The 18,080-nt window shown below is 64.1% G+C and carries 15 protein-coding genes and 2 pseudogenes; 7 read left to right on the top strand and 10 right to left on the bottom strand.

Translation table 11 applies throughout. The annotated features are described in order from the left end of the window. Nucleotides 1–16: 16 nt before the first annotated feature. Entirely contained in the window at nt 17–1,489 is a 1,473-nt protein-coding gene (locus tag ACVDG8_RS21175; protein WP_447256439.1) for a M81 family metallopeptidase, read from the top strand. A gap of 162 nt (nt 1,490–1,651) precedes the next feature. On the opposite strand, the gene ACVDG8_RS21170 is transcribed toward ACVDG8_RS21175, so the two are convergent. The 6 genes and pseudogenes from ACVDG8_RS21170 to ACVDG8_RS21145 form a co-directional block, all read right to left on the bottom strand. Then, on the bottom strand, nt 1,652–3,706 hold the full coding sequence (locus tag ACVDG8_RS21170) for a M3 family metallopeptidase (protein WP_447256438.1): 2,055 nt from the start codon (nt 3,704–3,706) through the stop codon (nt 1,652–1,654). Nucleotides 3,707–3,806: 100 nt separating this feature from the next. Continuing rightward, nucleotides 3,807–4,307 carry a nuclear transport factor 2 family protein gene (locus tag ACVDG8_RS21165; protein ID WP_447256437.1) on the bottom strand — a complete coding sequence of 167 codons (501 nt, stop codon included), beginning with the start codon at nt 4,305–4,307 and terminating at the stop codon, nt 3,807–3,809. Nucleotides 4,308–4,319: 12 nt separating this feature from the next. Then, on the bottom strand, nt 4,320–4,961 hold the full coding sequence (locus ACVDG8_RS21160; protein WP_447256436.1) for a carbonic anhydrase: 642 nt from the start codon (nt 4,959–4,961) through the stop codon (nt 4,320–4,322). A gap of 138 nt (nt 4,962–5,099) precedes the next feature. Further along, nucleotides 5,100–5,852 carry a DUF429 domain-containing protein gene (locus ACVDG8_RS21155; RefSeq protein ID WP_447256435.1) on the bottom strand — a complete coding sequence of 251 codons (753 nt, stop codon included), beginning with the start codon at nt 5,850–5,852 and terminating at the stop codon, nt 5,100–5,102. Beyond that, nucleotides 5,849–6,732 (bottom strand): annotated as a pseudogene (gene pdxY / locus ACVDG8_RS21150) (pyridoxal kinase PdxY). Before pdxY ends, ACVDG8_RS21155 begins: the two are co-directional and overlap by 4 nt. Before the next feature lie 109 nt (nt 6,733–6,841). Further along, nucleotides 6,842–7,186 (bottom strand): hypothetical protein, encoded by a 345-nt coding sequence (locus ACVDG8_RS21145; RefSeq protein WP_455707200.1) that lies wholly within the window; start codon nt 7,184–7,186, stop codon nt 6,842–6,844. A 68-nt stretch (nt 7,187–7,254) separates the two neighbouring features. Here ACVDG8_RS21145 and ACVDG8_RS21140 point away from each other — a divergent pair, with 68 nt between their 5' ends. From ACVDG8_RS21140 to ppa, 5 genes are all read left to right on the top strand, one after another. After that, the gene (locus ACVDG8_RS21140) at nt 7,255–7,899 is read left to right on the top strand and encodes a LemA family protein (protein ID WP_447256432.1); all 645 of its coding nucleotides are present in this window, start codon (nt 7,255–7,257) and stop codon (nt 7,897–7,899) included. Between the two features lie 236 nt (nt 7,900–8,135). Further along, nucleotides 8,136–9,002 carry a TPM domain-containing protein gene (locus tag ACVDG8_RS21135; protein WP_447256431.1) on the top strand — a complete coding sequence of 289 codons (867 nt, stop codon included), beginning with the start codon at nt 8,136–8,138 and terminating at the stop codon, nt 9,000–9,002. A gap of 5 nt (nt 9,003–9,007) precedes the next feature. Continuing rightward, on the top strand, nt 9,008–9,646 hold the full coding sequence (locus ACVDG8_RS21130) for a TPM domain-containing protein (protein WP_447256430.1): 639 nt from the start codon (nt 9,008–9,010) through the stop codon (nt 9,644–9,646). A 103-nt stretch (nt 9,647–9,749) separates the two neighbouring features. Then, a complete protein-coding gene (locus ACVDG8_RS21125; protein WP_371011604.1) occupies nt 9,750–10,256 on the top strand; it encodes a GNAT family N-acetyltransferase in 507 nt (168 codons plus the stop codon). A gap of 127 nt (nt 10,257–10,383) precedes the next feature. Further along, nucleotides 10,384–10,917, top strand: a complete 534-nt coding sequence (ppa, locus tag ACVDG8_RS21120; protein ID WP_447256429.1) for an inorganic diphosphatase — start codon at nt 10,384–10,386, stop codon at nt 10,915–10,917. A gap of 77 nt (nt 10,918–10,994) precedes the next feature. On the opposite strand, the gene ACVDG8_RS21115 is transcribed toward ppa, so the two are convergent. From ACVDG8_RS21115 to ACVDG8_RS21100, 4 genes are read right to left on the bottom strand one after another with little or no spacing between them, the layout of a single operon-like run. Continuing rightward, entirely contained in the window at nt 10,995–11,942 is a 948-nt protein-coding gene (locus ACVDG8_RS21115; protein ID WP_447256428.1) for an ABC transporter permease, read from the bottom strand. A 2-nt stretch (nt 11,943–11,944) separates the two neighbouring features. Then, complete coding sequence (locus tag ACVDG8_RS21110; protein ID WP_447256427.1) at nt 11,945–12,913, bottom strand: ABC transporter permease; 969 nt, start codon at nt 12,911–12,913, stop codon at nt 11,945–11,947. Between the two features lie 10 nt (nt 12,914–12,923). Next, nucleotides 12,924–14,387 carry a sugar ABC transporter ATP-binding protein gene (locus ACVDG8_RS21105; RefSeq protein ID WP_447256426.1) on the bottom strand — a complete coding sequence of 488 codons (1,464 nt, stop codon included), beginning with the start codon at nt 14,385–14,387 and terminating at the stop codon, nt 12,924–12,926. A gap of 46 nt (nt 14,388–14,433) precedes the next feature. Continuing rightward, nucleotides 14,434–15,447, bottom strand: a complete 1,014-nt coding sequence (locus tag ACVDG8_RS21100; protein ID WP_447256425.1) for a substrate-binding domain-containing protein — start codon at nt 15,445–15,447, stop codon at nt 14,434–14,436. Between the two features lie 196 nt (nt 15,448–15,643). Here ACVDG8_RS21100 and ACVDG8_RS21095 point away from each other — a divergent pair. Further along, nucleotides 15,644–18,051: pseudogene (locus ACVDG8_RS21095) on the top strand (glucan 1,4-alpha-glucosidase). Nucleotides 18,052–18,080 lie beyond the last annotated feature (29 nt).

The raw sequence follows: 18,080 nt of genomic DNA, 5'->3' as shown, positions 1-18,080 counted from the left end.
TCCAGGAAAACTGTGCATGCGCATCTTCACCGCCTCACTGGCGACCGAAACCAACACCTTCTCGCCGGTGCCGACCGACCGGGCCTCGTTCGAGATGGCCTTCTATGCCGGGCCGGGCAAGCATCCCGAAACGCCGACGCTGTGCTCTTCGCCGATCGTGGCACTGCGCCGGCGCGCCGCCGCCGAAGGGCTCACCGTCATCGAAGGCACCGCCACCTGGGCCGAGCCAGGCGGCCTGGTGCAGCGGCAGACCTTCGAGGCGCTGCGCGACGAGATCCTCGACCAGCTCAAGGCCGCGCTGCCGGTCGATGCCGTCATCCTCGGTCTGCATGGCGCCATGGTGGCGCAAGGCTATGACGACTGCGAGGGCGATCTGCTGGAACGGGTGCGCCATATCGTCGGGCCTGACGTGGTGATCGCCTCCGAGTTCGATCCGCACAGCCACCTGACGCCGAAGCGCGTCGCCGCCTCAAACATCATGGCCTATTTCCTCGAATTCCCGCACACCGATTTCTACGAACGTGGCGAGCACGTGGTCGAGCTCGGGCTGGCTGCGGCGCGCGGTGACATCAGACCGGTGATCTCGACCTTCGACTGCCGCATGATCCAGGTGCTGCCGACCAGCCGCGAGCCGATGCGCTCCTTCGTCGACAGGATCAAGGCGCTGCACGGCAAGGATGGCGTGCTGTCGATCTCGGTCATCCACGGCTTCATGGCCGCCGACGTGCCGGAGATGGGCACGCGCATCCTGGTCGTCACCGACAACGACAAGGCCAAAGGCGACGCGCTGGCCGAGACGCTCGGGCGTGAGCTCTATGCCTTGCGCGAAAAGACGGCGATGACGATGCTCTCCACCTCCGCCGGCATCGAGCGTGCGCTTGCCGTGCGGGCGGAACGCAAGGACAAACCGGTGGTCATCGCCGACATCTGGGACAATCCCGGCGGCGGCGTGCCGGGCGACGGCACCATCGTGCTGCGCGAACTGCTTCAGCGCGGCATCGACAAGGTCGGCGTGGCGACGATCTGGGACCCCATCGCGGTGACCTTCTGCCTCGCCGCCGGCGAAGGCGCTGTCATCGACCTGCGCTTCGGCGGCAAGGCCGGGCCGCAGGCCGGCGAGCCGATCGATGCGCGCGTCACGGTGCTGAGGACGACCAATGAAGCCTGGCAAAGCTTTGGCCCAAGCCGGGTGACGCTTGGCCCATCGGCGGTGGTGCGCATCGAGGGCACCGAGGTCGATGTTATCCTGAACACCAACCGCACCCAGACCTTCGAGCCGGACATCTTCTCCAACATCGGCATCGATCCGATGAGCAAGGACATCCTGCTGATCAAGTCGACCAACCATTTCTACGCCGGCTTCGAACCGATCGCCGCCGAGATCATCTACGTCGCGGCGCCGAGTTCCTATCCGAGCAATCCGGCGGTGACGGATTACAGGAAGCTGAAGCGGCCGGTGTGGCCTCGGGTTGCGGATCCTTGGCACTGATAATCTCCCCCTCGAGGGGGAGATGTCGCCGAAGGCGACAGAGGGGGGTCGCCTCGCGTAGAGCGCTAACCTCCTTCGCCCCAAAAACGGGGGCGAGTCCGGTCGGACCGACCCCTCTGGCCGCTTTGCGGCCATCTCCCCTCAAGGGGGAGATTAATCGTGCTACACCAGCCCGCGCTTCACCATCATGGCCTCCGGCGAAGGCATCTTGCCGCGGAACGCCGTGTAGAGCTCTTCCGGATCTTTCGAACCGCCGGCGGCATAGATGTTCTTGCGCAGCCGCTCGGCCAACGCCGGGTTGAAGGGGTCTCCGGTCTCCTCGAAGGCCGAGAAGGCGTCGGCGTCGAGCACTTCCGACCACATGTAGGAATAGTAGCCGGCCGAATAGCCGTCGCCGGCAAAGACATGGCCGAAATGCGGGGTGCGGTGACGCATGGCGATGGTGTCGGGCATATGCAGCTTCTCGAGCGTTTCGGCCTCGTAACGAAGCGGCTTTTCCGGTGCATCGGAACGTGCATGATAGGCCATGTCGATCAGCGCCGACGCGGTGAACTCGACCGTGGCGAAGCCGGCACCGAAGGTGCGCGCCGCTAGCATCTTGTCGAGCAACGCCTTCGGCATCGGCTTGCCGGTCTTGACATGCAGCGCATGCTTTTCCAGCACCGCCGGCACTGTCAGCCAATGCTCGTAAAGCTGTGACGGCAGCTCGACGAAATCGCGGCTGACCGATGTGCCCGAAACCGACGGCCAGGTGACGTCGGTCAGCATGCCGTGCAGCGCATGGCCGAATTCGTGGAACAGCGTCTTGGCCTCGTCGACCGACAGCAGTGCGGCCTCGCCGGCCGGCGGCTTGGCGAAATTCATGATGTTGTAGATGACCGGCTTGGCGCCGTCGCCAAGCGTGTAACCGGATTTGAGCGCGCTCATCCAGGCGCCGGAGCGCTTGGACGGCCGCGCGAAATAGTCGGCCAGGAACAGACCACGCTCGCTGCCGTCGGCGTTCTTCACCACGAAGATGCGGGCGTCCGGGTGCCAGGCGGCAATGCCTTTCTTCTCCTCGAATGTGATGCCGAATAGCTTCGTGGCGACGTCGAAACAGGCCTCTATGACGCGCTCCAACTGCAAATATGGCTTCAATTCCGCCTCGTCGAAGGCGAATTTCTCAGCGCGCAGCTTCTCCTGGTAGAAGCGCCAGTCCCAGGCCGCGAATTTCTCGTTGCTGCCGGCTTCCGCCGCCAGCCGCTCCAGCTGCTTCTGGTCTGCGGCGGCCTTTTCCAGCGCCTTTTCCCAGACCGGGTCGAGCAGATCGTGCACGGCCTCCGGCGTCTTCGCCATCGTGTCGTCGAGCTTGAGCGCGGCGAAGGAGCCGTAGCCGAGCAGCTTCGCCTTCTCGGCGCGCAGCTTGAGCATGTCGCGCACGACATCGGTGTTGTCGGAAGCACCGCCATTCTGGCCGCGCATGATGAAGGCGTTGAACGCGACTTCGCGCAGGTCGCGACGCTCGGAAAACGTCGAGAACGGCTCGTAGATCGAGCGCGACAAGGTGACCGCATAGCGGCCCTTCTGTCCACGCATTTCGGCGGCCTCGGCCATGGCGCTCTTCAGGAAATCCGGCAGGCCGGCAAGATCGGCTTCGTCGAGGAACAGCGCCCAGTCGCGCTCGTCGGCCAGCACGTTCTGACCGAATTTGGTGCCGAGCGAGGACAGTTCCTCGTTGATGGTGGCGAGCCGCTTCTTGCCTTCGGCATCGAGCTTGGCGCCGGAGCGGACAAAGCCTTTCCAGGTCTTCTCCAGCACGCGCAGCGCCTCCGCGTCGAGCTGGAGGCTGTCGCGGCGCTGATAGAGATCATCAATGCGGACAAACAGCTTCTCGTTCATCGAAATCGCCGAGAAATGCCGCGACATCTTTGGCGAAATCTCGCGCTCCATGGCCTGGATCGCGTCGTTGGTGTGGGCGCCAGCCCGGCACCAGAAGATCGAGGACACATGGTCGAGCGGCTCACCGGCAAGTTCGAGCGCGGCCAGCGTGTTTTCCATCGTCGGCGCTTCGCTGTTTGCCGCGATCGCATCGATCTCGGCCTCGTGCGCCTTCAGCGCGGCATCGAAGACCGGGCCGAAATCGCCATCGCCGATGCGCGAGAAATCCGGCAGGCCGAGCGGCCCCTGCCAGACGGTGAGCGGATGGGCGGCGAGGTCGACAGTTTTTGAGGATGGCATGGGCTCTTCCGGTGGGATGATTTGGAGGCGGGCTACCCCGGATGTAGGGCGATGCCGCACATCGCGCAACAAGGGTCGCTCCAGGGTTCGCCTCAGAGCATCAAGGGGTAAGGCCGTGGATGACGATCGCGATGGGCGTTTCAGCCAATCGCCAAGCCATGCGACCTGCTCTACCACGCAAACACCAGTAGTCGCTGCAGTCCTGCGCGACCGCTGTCTGGGTGCTGGCGATGATACGGCCGCCGGCGACAATGAAGGTTTCCCGCATCAGCGTGTCGTTTCCGGGGAAGTCGTAGCAGGCGAGCACCGTGGTTTCGCCATTCGCGGTCTTCTCGATGCGATGACGGATCGCGGCGCCCGCAACCGCGCCCTGCCATTCGTCGATCGAAGCGATGAAATCCTGCTTGGTCTGGATGATGCCGATATCGTCGAGCTTCAGGCGCGCATCGTCGGCCAAAAGCTCTGCGAGTTCGCTGCGGTCGGCGACCAGAAGCGCCGAATACCAGCGGTCGATGATGGCGCCGTCATCGGCGCGGACGCCCATGATCGAGGATAGCAGCAGCAGTGCCGCAAGAAGGAACCTCCGCCCGATCCGAACCATCACGCCTCCGTCTTACAGCTGCGGCCGCTCGAAATCGCCGGTCTCCTTGTTCATCACCCAGAGCTCGCCGGTCGAAATGTCGAACCAGGCGCCATGCAGCGAGAGCCGCCCTTTGCCTTCGAGGATGGAAACGCAAGGGAAGGTCCGCAGATTGGCGAGCGAATAGCGGATCGAAATGCGCTCCAGCGCCGTCTGACGTTCCGTTGCCGTCATGAAGGTGCTGGACGAAACTGTTTCGGCCGCCGGCGCGATCAGGCTCATCCATTTGCCGATGAAGTCACCGGGTGAGAGCGGTGTGGAATTGGGGTCGAGCGCTGCGCGGATGCCGCCGCAGCGGCCATGGCCCATCACCACGATGTTCTTGACCTTGAGGCTCTGCACGGCGAATTCGAGCGCGGCAGAGGTCGAGTGGAACTCGCCGTCGGGCTCATAGGGCGGCACCAGATTACCGACATTGCGCAGCACGAAGAGCTCGCCAGGGCCAGCATCGAAAATCGCTTCCGGGGCGGAGCGGGAATCGCAGCAGGCGACGATCATCGTCTCGGGCGCCTGGCCTTCTCGCGCCAGCGAACGGTAACGATCGCTCTCGGAAGGATAACGACCGGTCATGAAGTTGCGATAGCCGTTGAGCAGGTGCTCGGGAAGATGGGGCATTGGTGGCTAGAGCCTTTCCGGAGGTTGGAGGCGGCAGCTCGTTGCGAACGAGAAAGGCTCTAACGGCAAATGCCCATCGCGAGCAATGCCGAATTGCGGATGGCTTGGCGCAATCGCCATGCGGCGGGCACGACCCGATCAAGCCCAGATCGCGACGGGAATGCCAAACCGGTCGGTCAGCGGCGGATCCGGAAACGGTCTTGCCGCACCGCTGACGATTCGGCCGGCAATCAGCATCATGACTGCCGCGTCGAGAAAATCGTCGCTGGCCGCACCTCTTGGCGGTCTCTGGTCGAGAAAGCTCCGCTCATAGCCGTGCCGGCTGAGCAAGGCCTTGCGCTCCTCCATGCCGGCCGGGTTCACCGCGCCCTTGATCTTCTTCGGCAGCGCCATCGCCGTGCCGCCGTTCAGGCGATAGAAAGCCACCTCGGGATGGGATTCGAAGATGCGACCGCGCAGGTCGGGCCGCACAATCAAAAGCTGGTCGATCTCGCGGATCTTCGAAAAAATGCCGAAGGCCTGGATGGAAACACCGCGCGGCGGATCGGACGTGGCCAGGGCCACTTCGCTGGCGCGCCGATGCGCCGCATACCAGGCCTCAAGGGTGGTGAAGTCGCTGGCGTCGGCATAGAGCGCCACGCGCGACGGAATGGCGAAGACGCTCGATTGCCGCGCCCCGAGCAGCGGCCGCACCAGCGCTTCCGGTCCGCGTCCGCCTTTTCGTGAAAAATCCGGCAAGCCGATCGGCATGTCGACGGCGATGGTGGCATCCGGCAAGGCCTCCAGCAGCGTCTGGAAGCTCGGGAAGACCGATACCAAAGGCGCAGCGGCCGGCTCGCGATGCACGGCAATCCAGCCGGCCCTGCAGCCGTCGACGCCAGCCAGTTTCACGCGCGCTTGTCGCGCCCGGATGGAGAAGATGGCGCAACTGCACCATGGCCATCGGATGAGACAGGCTCTGTGCGTCGGTCTCGAGCTGCAATTCGTCGCCGCCGCGCTTTGCCGTGCGCGCCAGGATCTCGAAGACGGTGGCGGTGGTCGACTGCAGCGCCTTGACCGGCGGCTGGCCAGACAGGATGCGCGCCAGATAGACGGCGGCCGTCAGATCGCCAAGCCCGTTTGGCGGCTTGTCGATCAAGCGGTGCTCGGCAAGCAGAGCCTGGCTGCCGTCGAGCAGGAAATTGGCGATGCTGCCATTCATCATCGGCGGCGCGGAGGTGACCAGCATGGTCGAGGGTCCCGCGTGCAAGGCTGCCGCCGTAACCGATTTGATGTCGGGCAGCGGCGCACCCGCCATCCATTCGAGCTCGTAGCGGTTCGGCGTGGCGATATCGGCGATCGGCATCAGCCTGTCGCGCAACGCAACAGCTGTCGCTTCCGGCACGTAGAGCCCGCCGGAATCGCCCATCACCGGGTCGCAGATGTAAATCGCATCCGGCGTCTTCGCCTTGACGGCAGCGACGAGCGAGGCGACCGCCTCGGCTTGTCCGGCCTCGCCGAGATAGCCTGACAACACGGCCCGGACCTCGCCCAGCCAGGGCGCGCGCTCGAGGTCGACCATCAGCGCCTTGAACTGGTCGAGCGGCGGCACGATGCGTGTGGCACGGCTGTGGCCCGGATGCCAGGGCAGGATGACGGTTGGCACCGCCCAGACCGGGAAGCCCAGAGTCTCAAGCGCGAAGACCGCGGCGCGGTTGCCGACCGAGCCGCGGGCGACATGGCTTGAGATGACGATGACCGCGCGCGGCGCGTCGGCTTTTTCTGCGTTCATTAAATCTGAATCCCAGAGCGTTTTACCGTTTCGGGGAAATGGAGAACCGCCCTATCTCCTTGTTTGACGCAATTCACGGAAACCGTTTCACACTTTTCCCAGAATTGCTCTAGCCGCCACGAGTGGCGGCATACACCAGCCAGACCAACAGCCCAATGGCGATGATGAAGCCAAGCGTTCGGCCAACGCGGGTTCCCCAATATTCGATCGGGTCAGCGCGATAGGCGTCCGCCGCCGTCATACGATCGCGCGCATCCTTCGCCGCCCGCACCACGAACGGGGTACCGCCTGGCGCCGTCTCACGCGCCACGCGTTCGAGGATGCGGCGCGATTCCTCTCGTCGTCCTGGCGCTCCGCCATGGCAATTGCCCTTTCGCAGCGAGAGCTTAGCCTGTTCATAGACCCATTCACAGGGGGCTTGCCGCGGGATCAGCCCGCAGCGGCGGCGTGTCATCGCGGGGTGATTTTCTTGCGCGCGGATTGTGGTAATGCTTCGCATGCAACTTCCCCAGAGGACCAATCATGATTGCCGAGCGCCTCTCACCACCCTCCACCTTCCGCGGCCTGCCCGCCTTCCTGATGATGATTTTCGTGCTGCCGCTGCTTGCCGGCTGCGGCTACAACACCATCCCGACCGCGGAAGAAAACGCCAAGGCGGCCTGGAGCGAAGTGCTCAACCAGTACCAGCGCCGCGCCGATTTGATCCCGAACCTGGTCGAGACGGTCAAAGGCTACGCATCGCATGAGAAGGACACGCTCGACGCCGTGGTCCAGGCGCGCGCCAAGGCGACGCAGATCACGGTGACGCCCGATACGTTGAAGGATCCCGAGGCGCTGAAGAAGTTCCAGGATGCCCAGGCCGGGCTGACCAGCGCGCTGTCGCGGCTGATCGCCGTGTCGGAAGCCTATCCCGACCTCAAGGCCAACCAGAATTTCCTGGCGCTGCAGGCGCAGCTCGAAGGCACCGAGAACCGCATCGCGGTCGCCCGTCGCGACTACATCCAAGCGGTCAGGGACTATAATCTGACGCTGAGGACCTTCCCGTCCGTGATCTGGGCGACCTTGTGGTTCCGCGGCAACGAGCCATTCGCCAACTTCACCGTCGAAGAAGACAAGCTGCAGGTGCCGAAGGTCGATTTCGGCACGACCACCAAGCAGGGCGGGTGAGCGCTTCGGCAGTCGTCGGACACAACCCCGCGAAAAGACGGACCGCTGGCGTGCAAACACCCCCTCTGTCCTGCCGGACATCTCCCCCTCAAGGGGGAGGTCAGCGGTTTTGCCGGTTTCGCCAATCTCCAATGCCGCAGAAGATACGCGGCGGACGATGTCGGCCAATCTCCCCCTTGAGGAGGGTGAGGAGAGGTCCGCGCAGCGGACGGAAAGCCAATTGCTTGGCTTTCCGAATGACGAACGCCCGGAGCGACAGCGAAGGGCCGGGTCCGGCAGGACAGAGGGGGGCGCCTCGCACCTACCTCTCTTTTCTTGGCATTCTAGTCGGCCTTCTCCTCCTTCCCCTCGCCGCCCTCGCCGCCGACCTCCCCGCTCTTACCGGCCGCGTCGTCGACAATGCCGGCATCATCGACGCCGGCACCAAAGCCGCGCTGACGCAAAAGCTCGCCGACTTCGAGACCAAGGGTTCCGACCAGATCGTCGTCGCCACGATCCCCAGCCTCGACGGCGAGGAGATCGAGCCTTACGCCAATCGGTTGTTCCGCTTCTGGAAGCTCGGCCAGGCCAAGGAAAACAATGGCGTGCTGCTGCTGGTCGTGCCCAACGACCGCAAGATGCGCATCGAGGTGGGCTACGGTCTGGAAGGCGCGCTGACCGACCTGCACACCAAGCTGATCATCGAAAACGACATGGTGCCGGCTTTCCGCGTCGGCGACTTTTCCGGCGGCATCTCGAAGGCCGTCGACGACATGATCATGGTGCTCGAGGGTAATCCTGAGGAGCTGGAAGCGCGCGGCAAGCGCAACGAGCAGGCGCCGTTCAATTCCGACAATCTGTTCTTCGCCGTTTTCATCAGCATCTGGTTGCTGATCGTCTTCGGCAGCATCGCGTTCACCGTGCTGCCACCGATCTTCGGCCAGAAGATCGGCCCCGGCCGCTACCGCTGGCTTGGCATGACTTTCGAGCCGAGCCGGCGATCATCCTCCAGCGGCGGAGGCTGGTCTTCGGGTGGCGGAGGCTGGTCTTCCGGAGGCGGCGGTGGTGGGTTTTCCGGCGGCGGCGGCTCGTCCGGGGGCGGCGGCTCTTCGGGAAGCTGGTGAGAGAAATGGCGACACGACCGATCAGCCCGCAGGACCATGAGCGCATCGCCGAGGCGATCCGTACGGCCGAGTTGAAGACCGACGGCGAAATCTACTGCGTCGTCGCGCATTCCAGCGACGGCTATTTCTTCCCGGCCGCCTTCACGACGACGCTCGGCCTGTTTGTCGCCAGCCTCGCCGTCGCCTATGGCCTGGAAGCGTGGTGGCTGACCATCCGGCTGCCGCATTTCGTGCTGGCGCAGTTGCTTGCGCTGGTGTCCATCCTCGTCTTGCTGTGGCTGCTGCCGGCCTTGCGCATTCACTTCGTGCCAAAGCGGCAGCGCTACCAGGCGGCACACGCCAATGCGATGAAGCAGTTCCTCGCCCGCAACGTCCATCGCACGCAGGCGCGCACCGGCGTGCTGGTCTTCGTCTCGATTGCCGAACGCTATGCCGAGGTAGTGGCCGACGCGGGCATCAACGCCAAAGTCGATCAGCATGTCTGGGACGGCGTGGTGCGCGACCTGACGAAACATGCCGGTGACGACCAGCTGGCTAATGGTTTTGTGAAGGCGATCGAGGCGGTCGGCGCGGTGCTCGCCGAGCATTTCCCGGTCACCGCCGGCGACACCAACGAGCTCGACGATCACCTCGTCGAAATCTGACCTGGCCTGTCCGCGGCGGCGCGTCTTTCGCCTGTGCGAAATCGCCGGCCGGACGCAGCGGACTCTTTGCAAGTCGGCGACGCGGGTTTATGGTTAACCAATCATGAACACGCTGACCATCGACATCCGCAAAGCCGAACCTCGCGACGCGAGCGCCATTGCCGAAGTGCATCAGGAAGCGTGGCGCGGCGCCTATTCGGGCATCATCCCGCACCGCACGCTGACCTCCATGATCAATCGCCGCGGCGTCGACTGGTGGGCGAACGCGATTCGCCGCGCCGCCACCGTGCTGGTGGTCGAGATCGGCGGCACCGTCGCCGGCTATGCCACGATCGGCAAGAATCGCGCCCGCGAGCTCAGGCAGCAGGGCGAGATCTACGAGCTTTATCTGCGCCCTGAGTATCAGGGCATCGGGCTCGGCAGCCGGCTGTTTAAGGCTGCCAAGGCGCGCCTTGCCGACCATGGCCTGCGCGGTATGGTGGTATGGGCGCTCGAAGACAACCAGAACGCTCTGGCCTTCTACGCCGGCAATGGCGGCCGCGACGTTGCCGAAGGCGTCGAGGTCTTCGAGCAGAAGGCCCTGAAGAAGGTGGCCTTCGTCTGGGAATGACGAACGTCAGCTAGATTGCAGACCATCACAAACTGTGCGTTTCCATTAGCGCTCCGCACTATTCGACGCATTGCACCATGACGCGTCCCCCGCTATCGGTCTTGCAATCGAGAGAGGGATTTTAGCCATGCGCATCGAAGCCATTCCCACCGGAAAGAACCCGCCCGACGACGTCAACGTCATCATCGAGGTGCCGATCGGCGGCGAGCCGATCAAGTATGAGATGGACAAGGAGGCCGGCACGCTGTTCGTCGACCGCTTCCTGCACACCTCGATGCGCTATCCCGGCAATTACGGCTTCGTGCCGCACACGCTGTCTGGCGATGGCGACCCGATCGACGTTCTGGTCTGCAACACGCGCGCGCTGGTGCCGGGCTGTGTCATCAATGTGCGGCCGATCGGCGTCTTGATCATGGAAGACAACGCCGGCCAGGATGAGAAGATCATCGCCGTGCCGTCACCCAAGCTGACGCTGCGCTACGAAAATGTCACCGAATACACGCAGCTGCCCGACATCACGCGTCAGCAGGTGCAGCACTTCTTCGAGCACTACAAGGATCTCGAACCCGGCAAATGGGTCAAGATCGAGGGCTGGCACGATTCCAAATATGCCAAGAAGATGATCCTCGACGCGATCGCACGCGCCAAGGCGGCCAAGTAAGGCTCTTTCTCGCAATTCCGGAGGGAGGGTTACGGCGACGTCGCCGAACTTAACCGCTTCACTTTTCCTGGAATTGCTTACCGAGCAGCCTTTTCGCCACCGGCCGCCGTTATCACGCCGACGATGATCAGCCCGGTGAGCAGCAACCGCACGCCGGCGCTGACGCCGAACGTGTTGAGCATGGTGAGCAGGAGCACCAGGAACAGGCCGGCGCCCCAGACTCCGGGAACATTGGCCTTGCCGCCGGCGACCGAGGTGCCGCCGATGACGACGACCGCGATCGAGGCAAGCAGGTATTCGTTGCCGATATCGACATTGGCGCCGCGGAAATAGCCGGCAAGCAGTGCCCCGTCGATGCCGCCCAGCGCGCCGCACAGCGTGTAGGTGAGGAAGCGGACACGGCCGACATTGACGCCGGCAAGCCAGGCGGCGCGGATGTTCTGGCCTATCGCCAGCACCGAGCGGCCATAGATCATGCGCTGCAGCGCCAGTGCCGCGCCGATGGTGAACAGCACCGTCAGCATCGCCAGCACCGGGATGCCGAGCACCTGCCAGTTGGTGAAGTCGGCGAAGCCGGGCGGCGGCTTGATCTGCAGGCCGCGCCCATAGCTGATGTCGACCGACTGGATGATGAAACTCGCCGACAGCGTCGCGATGATCGGTGGGATGCGCAGTGCCCAAATCAGCAGATAGTTGATGGCGCCGATCGCGGCGCCGCAGGCGAGCGCCGCAAGCAGCCCGACGACGATCATGGCGTCGCTGCCGCCCATGACTTTCATCGCCACCGCGCTCGCCAGCCCGATATTGGCCGGCAGCGACAGGTCGACATTGCCTGGTCCGAGCGTGATGACGAACATCTGGCCGACGCCGACGATGACGGTGAAGACCGCCAGCGAAAGCGCTGCCGTGATCATGCCGCCGCCGCCGTAGCCGCCGGTGAAGGCAATTGTTGCCAACCAAACGAGCAGCGCGCCGACGAAGGACCAGATCCAGGGTTTTTCGAACACCGACCGCAGCGAAGCCATGCTCATTTCTCCCTGCGGCTGATCAGCACCCGCGCGGCCAGCACGATGATCAGGATCGCGCCATTGGCGGCAACCTGCCAGTCGGGCGGGATGTGCATGAAGGTGAGCAATGGCGAGGCGGCCAAAGCCAGCGTCAGCGCGCCGAGGACGGCGCCGATCGGCGACACGCGGCCGCCGACAAATTCGCCGCCGCCCAGTATGACGCCGGCTATCGAAAGCAGCGTATAGCCATTGCCGATATTGGCGTCGGCCGACGTGGTGATGCCGATCAGCGCCATGCCCGACAACACGCCGAACAGGCCGGTAAGCGCGAACAGCGTGGTTTTGGCCCTCAGCAACGACCAGCCGGCGCGCCTGAGCGCTGCCGCATTGCCGCCGGAGCCGCGCAGGATGACGCCATAGGAGGTCCGCATCAGGCCGAAATGAACGACGACGGCAATGATCAACGCCGCGAGGATCGGGAACGGGATATAGGGCGGCTTGAAGGACATGATCGCAAGCAGCCAGTCAGGCGCCTTGCCGCCGGGTTTCGGCAGGACGAGAATGGCAAGCCCCTGCCAGACGAAGCTCATGCCGAGCGTGACCACGATCGACGGCAGGTTGCGCAGATGGATCAGCGCGCCGAGCAGCGCATAGACGCCGATGGAGCCCAGCAGCACCGCGATGCCGATGAGCGGCGCGTCCCGCAGCCATGTCGCGGTCACACAGCCGACGAAGCCGACAAAAGTGCCGATCGACAAATCGAGCTCATTGCCGGCGATGACGAACATCTGCGCGATCGTCGCCAATGCGATCGGGATCGCTAGGTTGAGCATCAGGTTGAAGCCGAAATAGCTGATGGCGCGCGGGTTGAGCCAGGCAATCGCCATCAGCACGAGAGCCAGCGACAAAGCCGGCAAAAGGCTGCGCAGCATGCGCGCCCTGGCGGCACCACCGCGTGCCGAGGATGTCGGAGCTGTACCTGGAGCCATCGCGGTCATCTCAGGCCGCGTCACCGAACGAGGACTGGATGATCTTTTCCTCCGTCAGTTCGTCGCGCCTGAGGTTGGCGACGATGCGGCCGTTCTTGAACACATAGACATGATCGCAATTGTCGAGCTCTTCCGTTTCGGTGGTGTACCAGAGGAAGGTGCGGCCCTTGGCGGCCTCCTCGCGTACCAGATAGTAGACTTCGAGCTTGGTGCCGATGTCGACGCCGCGCATCGGGTCGTCCATCAGCACGATCTGCGCGTCCGAGCCGAGCGCGCGGGCAAACAGCGCCTTCTGCTGGTTGCCGCCGGATAGCGAATAGATGTTGTTGTTCATGTCCGGCGTGCGGATGCCGATCTTGGACTTCCAGGTTTCGGCCAGCTCGGCCTCGCGCTGCGGCGAGATCAGCAGACCATTGCGCAAGCGGGCCAGCGAGCGGATGCCGATATTCTGCGCGATCGACCACTGCGCGAAGATGCCGTCGGCCTGGCGATCGCCAGCAACCAGCGCCACCGGCGCCGTGACCTCGATGCCGGTCTTGGCCCGGGAGGCGGCTGAGAAGATGGCCAGCAGCAGATCGGTCTGACCGTGGCCGGCGAGCCCGGCAAGGCCGATGATCTCGCCGGCGCGGGCGACCAGTTCCTTGCCGTCCTGCTGGCGCGCCGGGCGCGCCTTGACCCGCAGCGCGCCAGCCTCGGCCTTGCGGGCTTGCGTTGCGGTTTTCCGATGGCCTTCCGCGCCGCCCATGGCGGCGACCAGCTTGTCGCGATCGAAAGCATTTGCCGCGTCGGCCGCGACCACCTTGCCGTCGCGCATCGCCACGATGCGGTCGGCATTCTGCAGAACTTCGCCCAGCACATGCGAGATCAGGATGCAGCTGCCGCCGGAAGCAACGAAGCGGCGGACAAAGGCGAGAAGCTGCCCCGCCGTATGCGCGTCCAGTGACGACGTCGGCTCATCGAGGATGACCAGATGCAACGGCTCACTGGTCAGCGTGAAGGCACGCGCCACCTCGACCATCTGCCTTCGGCCGATCGACAGGTCGCCGGCAATGTCGTCGGCGGAAATGCCGTGGTCGGGGAAGATCTCATCGAGCTTCGCCCGGATGAGGCTAGCCGCCTTGCGCTGCCAGCCGAAGCCGGTCAACGCGGAATGATTGATGCGGGTGTTCTCGGCGACGCTGAGGTTGGGGCAAAGCGACAGCTCCTGGAAAACGCAGCGAATGCCCAGCTTGAGCGCGCGCGCCACCGAATATTCGGTTTCCGCATTGCCGCGCACGGCGATCTGCCCGCCATCCGGCCGCAGCGTGCCCGCCACCATGTGCATCAGCGTCGACTTGCCGGCGCCGTTATGGCCGACCAGCCCGACACATTCGCCGGCGCCGACATGGAAATCGACGCCGTTTAGTGCCCGAACGGCGCCGAAATGCTTCTCGGCGCCGTTCAGTCTGATGATGTCAGCGTTCCCTGCGGGCATGCTCAACGATATCCGGTTGGCGATGCGGGCGGCAACGGGTCCGCCATCACTTGATATTGGTTTTGATGGCCGCGATGGCTTCTTCCTGCGTGTATTCGTGCGTGGCGACGCCACCCTCCTTGATCTTCGGCAGGGCTGCCTCGAAATCGTCCTGGGTGAAGGCCAGATACGGCACCAGAAGATCGTGCGGAATATCCTTGCGGCCGTCCAGCACCTGCTGCGCCACCCAGAAAGCGAGCGTCGACACGCCGGGCGCTATAGAGGCCGACCAGGTCTTGTAGCCGTCCTTCTCTTTCTGCTCCTTCCACCACTTCAGCTCGTCCTGCCGGTTACCCATGATGATGGTCGGGCGCGGCTTGTTGGCGGCGGCGAAGGCTTGCGCGGCGCCATAGCCGTCACCGCCCTGGTCGACGATGCCGACTACATCGGGCAGCGACGGCAGGATGGTCGCGACCGCCTTCTGCGCCGTCGTCTGGTCCCAGTCGCCGGTCACCGAGCCGACGATCTTGAACTCGGGATGGGCGGCGACGCCTTCGAGAATACCGGCATGGATGGCATCGTCGATCGAGGTGCCGGCCAGCCCGCGGATTTCGAGCAGATTGCCGCCCTTGGGTTGGAACTTGGCCATCTGCTCGACTTCCTGCTTGCCCATGTCCTTGAAGTCGACGACGACACGGTAGGCGCATGGCTCGGTGACGATGCCGTCGAAGGAGACGACGGTGATGCCGGCGTCGCAGGCCTGCTTGATGGCGCCGTTGAGCGCGTCCGGCGAGGCGGCATTGATGACGATGGCGTCATAGCCCTGCAGGATCAGGTTCTGCACCTGCGCCGCCTGCGTCGGCACTTCCTTGTCGGCGGTGGTGAAAATGTCGGCCGCGCCGACCACCTTGTCGTCGACCGCTTTCTTGGTGACGATGCCGTAGCTGTCGAGCATCGCCTGGCGCCACGAATTGCCGGCGTAGTTGTTGGAGAAGGCGATCTTCTTGCCGCTGGTGTCGGCGAGCGCGGTGCCTGAGGCCAGCATAGCCGCCAACGCACCCAGAACGAGCAGTTTCTTCATATGATTTCCTCCCGAAGTTGCTAGTTTTGCCTGATGATCGTTACATGCAGTCCCTGTTTTTTATCTATTGTCAGACAAATTCAGACGAACCGCAAGCTGTCAACTGCAAAGCCCTCAGGCCCTTCGATCAACTTGCGGTGCGATGATTGAAAAAGCCGCCGGCACATGGTCTAGGAGCACGACAGGAGGCCAATTGATGGCAGTAACGCCGACCGTTGCCAAAGGCGCGCCCGGAATACCGGCGCGCTGGACGTCAAGCGCCAAGAGTGGCATCGGCACCGCGTTTTCAGCCAAGAGCCCGCTCTGGTTCACGATCAGTCACGGCATCTTGAACGAGATCTACTATCCGCGTCTCGACGCCGCCTGCACGCGCGACATGGAACTGATCGTCACTGGCTCCGATGATTATTTCTCGGAAGAAAAGCGCGACGCCGCGCACACCATCGTGCCCTTCGAGGACGGCGTGCCGGGTTACGGCTTGACCAATACCGCGACAGACGGCGCCTACCGCATCGAAAAGCGCATCATTACGGATCCGAAACGGCCTGTCCTGCTGCAGGAGATTGCATTCGTTGCGCTGAAAGGTTCGACGGCCGACTACCATGTCTACGCGCTGCTTGCGCCGCACCTCGTCAACGCCGGCATGGGCAACACGGCCTGGGCCGGCGAATACAAGGGCCAGCGCATGCTTTTCGCCACGGGACGCGGTGTCTCCATGGCGCTGGTCTCTTCGCTGCCCTGGAAAACCTGTTCGGCCGGTTACGTCGGCTTTTCCGACGGCTGGCAGCAATTGCAGAACGGCGGCGCGCTCGATCCTTCATGCCAGCGGGCCGAAGACGGCAATGTCGCATTGACCGGTGAGATCGGCTTCTCGGCCGGAAAGACCACAGCCTTGCTGGCGCTTGGCTTCAGCGCTTCGCCGCAAGAGGCCGCCGACCTGGCGCTGGCCAGTCTTAAGCAGGGCTTCGACGCTGCTGCCGAGATCTATGCCGGGAACTGGCGGACATTCCAGGCCGGGCTTGAGAAGCTCGACCGCCACACCGCTTCCGGGCTGAACACCTATCGTGTGAGCACGGCGGTTCTGGCTTCGCATCTCTCGGTCGCGAGACCGGGTGCTGCCGTTGCCAGCCTGTCGATACCCTGGGGCTTCAACAAGGGCGACGACGATCTCGGCGGCTACCATCTGGTCTGGCCGCGTGACCTGGTCGAGACCGCAGGCGGGTTCCTCGCCGCCGGCGACAGCAGGCAGGCGCTGCAGATCCTGACCTATCTGCGCTCGATCCAGCAGCCCGACGGCCACTGGCCGCAGAATGTCTGGTCGGACGGCACCGCCTATTGGCCGGGCATCCAGATGGATGAATGCGCCTTTCCGCTGCTTTTGGCCGATGCCCTGCGCCGCGCCGGCCATCTGCCGCGCGCCAGGCTTGCCGATTTCCTCGCCATGATCGAAAGCGCGGCCTCCTATGTCGTGCGCAACGGCCCCGTCACCGGCGAGGACCGCTGGGAGGAGGACGCCGGCTACAGCCCGTTCACGCTGGCCGTCGAGATCGCCGCGCTGCTTGCCGCCGCCGACATGCTGGATGTCTTCGGAAAGAATGAGCCGGCAAACTACCTGCGCGAAACGGCCGATTGCTGGAACGACCAGGTCGAGCGCTGGACCTATGTGACGGGCACTGATGTCTGCATCGAGACGGGCGTCGAGGGTTACTATGTCCGCATCGCGCCGCCGGATGATGCCGGTGCCGCCGCGCCGAAGGACGGCTTCGTGCCGATCAAGAACCGGCCGCCAGGCGACACCGACAGACCGGCCGAAGCCATCATCAGCCCCGACGCGTTGGCCCTGGTTCGCTTTGGCCTCAGGGCGGCCGACGATGCGCGCATCGTCAATACCGTCAAGGCTATCGATGCTCTTTTGCGCTGCGACCTGCCGCAAGGCCCGGTCTGGTACCGCTACACCGGCGACGGCTATGGCGAGCACGAGGACGGCACGCCTTTCGACGGCACCGGCCAGGGACGCCCTTGGCCCCTACTCACCGGCGAGCGGGCGCATTACGAGCTGGCTGCCGGCCGCAAGGACAGAGCCGCCGAGCTTCTCGAAACCTTCGAGCGCTCGGCAGGCATCGGCGGCCTGTTGCCGGAGCAGGTCTGGGACGCCGCTGATATGCCCAACCGGGAACTGTGGCTGGGCAAGCCGTCCGGCAGCGCCATGCCGCTGGTCTGGGCGCATGCCGAGCACATCAAGCTGTTGCGTTCGCTGCGCGACGGCGCGGTCTTCGACATGCCGCCGCAAGGTGTCGAGCGCTACATCAAGGGCAAGACAAGCTCGCCGCTCAGGATATGGCGCTTCAACAACAAGATCCGCTCGGTTCCCGCCGGCAAGGTTTTGCGCGTCGAGCTTTCGGCGCCCGGCGTCGTCCATTGGAGCAGCGACAATTGGCTGACCATCCAGGACCACAAGACCCGGGAAAATGCTTTCGGCGTGCATCTGGTCGACTTGCCGGTCGCCGGATTGGAGGCGGGAAGCACCATCGTCTTCACTTTTTCTGGCCCGATGCGATGCGTTGGGAGAATGTCGACTTCAGCGTCGGCATTGACGCATCATGATCACACGAGCACGGCCAATAGTTTCTTCT

This window comes from Mesorhizobium sp. ORM8.1 (genome assembly GCF_053005525.2).
The sequence above is the reverse complement of the archived record's forward strand: the minus strand, read 5'-3'. Positions and strand labels throughout refer to the sequence as shown.

Coding starts and splice junctions, on each gene's coding strand:
- ACVDG8_RS21175 (WP_447256439.1), top strand. CDS start 17: ATGCGCATCTTCACCGCCTCACTGGCGACCGAAACCAACACCTTCTCG.
- ACVDG8_RS21170 (WP_447256438.1), bottom strand. CDS start 3,706: ATGCCATCCTCAAAAACTGTCGACCTCGCCGCCCATCCGCTCACCGTC.
- ACVDG8_RS21165 (WP_447256437.1), bottom strand. CDS start 4,307: ATGGTTCGGATCGGGCGGAGGTTCCTTCTTGCGGCACTGCTGCTGCTA.
- ACVDG8_RS21160 (WP_447256436.1), bottom strand. CDS start 4,961: ATGCCCCATCTTCCCGAGCACCTGCTCAACGGCTATCGCAACTTCATG.
- ACVDG8_RS21145 (WP_455707200.1), bottom strand. CDS start 7,186: ATGACACGCCGCCGCTGCGGGCTGATCCCGCGGCAAGCCCCCTGTGAA.
- ACVDG8_RS21140 (WP_447256432.1), top strand. CDS start 7,255: ATGATTGCCGAGCGCCTCTCACCACCCTCCACCTTCCGCGGCCTGCCC.
- ACVDG8_RS21135 (WP_447256431.1), top strand. CDS start 8,136: ATGACGAACGCCCGGAGCGACAGCGAAGGGCCGGGTCCGGCAGGACAG.
- ACVDG8_RS21130 (WP_447256430.1), top strand. CDS start 9,008: ATGGCGACACGACCGATCAGCCCGCAGGACCATGAGCGCATCGCCGAG.
- ACVDG8_RS21125 (WP_371011604.1), top strand. CDS start 9,750: ATGAACACGCTGACCATCGACATCCGCAAAGCCGAACCTCGCGACGCG.
- ppa (WP_447256429.1), top strand. CDS start 10,384: ATGCGCATCGAAGCCATTCCCACCGGAAAGAACCCGCCCGACGACGTC.
- ACVDG8_RS21115 (WP_447256428.1), bottom strand. CDS start 11,942: ATGGCTTCGCTGCGGTCGGTGTTCGAAAAACCCTGGATCTGGTCCTTC.
- ACVDG8_RS21110 (WP_447256427.1), bottom strand. CDS start 12,913: ATGGCTCCAGGTACAGCTCCGACATCCTCGGCACGCGGTGGTGCCGCC.
- ACVDG8_RS21105 (WP_447256426.1), bottom strand. CDS start 14,387: ATGCCCGCAGGGAACGCTGACATCATCAGACTGAACGGCGCCGAGAAG.
- ACVDG8_RS21100 (WP_447256425.1), bottom strand. CDS start 15,447: ATGAAGAAACTGCTCGTTCTGGGTGCGTTGGCGGCTATGCTGGCCTCA.